Here is a 393-nt window from a genome sequence, read left to right on the forward strand (position 1 = left end):
AAATGCCTCGACTGGTCATCAAAGAATATGATTGGCCTTAACGCATCCAAGATAGGCTCCTTACTTGTCCCTGCCAAGAACGCTGCAAAATCAACCGGCACACCCAGCATTTTTAGCGTCGTTACCGCTCGATCAAACCCATCGCGAGAGCGTGCAGTGACAATACATATCTTAATTGCCACCGTGTAGTCAGGATTACCCAGAGCGAACGATTCCTCTACCTCTCGAATCTCTGCGAGCTTACTTAGCAGCGCCGCAAGCGGCCCTAGGTCATGCGGGACATCCTTCTTTAACGTCTCATGCTGATGAAAGGCCTCTATCCCTGACTCTGCGTATACACGCTCTGAGCCATCATCAGAAATAACGCCGTCAAAATCAAACGCAACCCTAAGT

General features: G+C 49.6%; 1 protein-coding gene. It reads right to left on the reverse strand.

What is annotated here, in order from left to right:
- Nucleotides 1-393, reverse strand: a 393-nt coding sequence (locus AB4585_RS24570) for a 5'-nucleotidase (RefSeq protein WP_372171366.1), incomplete at both ends; no start/stop codon positions are given.

The organism is Vibrio sp. 10N.222.49.C9 (assembly GCF_041474985.1).
GTDB lineage: Bacteria > Pseudomonadota > Gammaproteobacteria > Enterobacterales > Vibrionaceae > Vibrio > Vibrio crassostreae_C.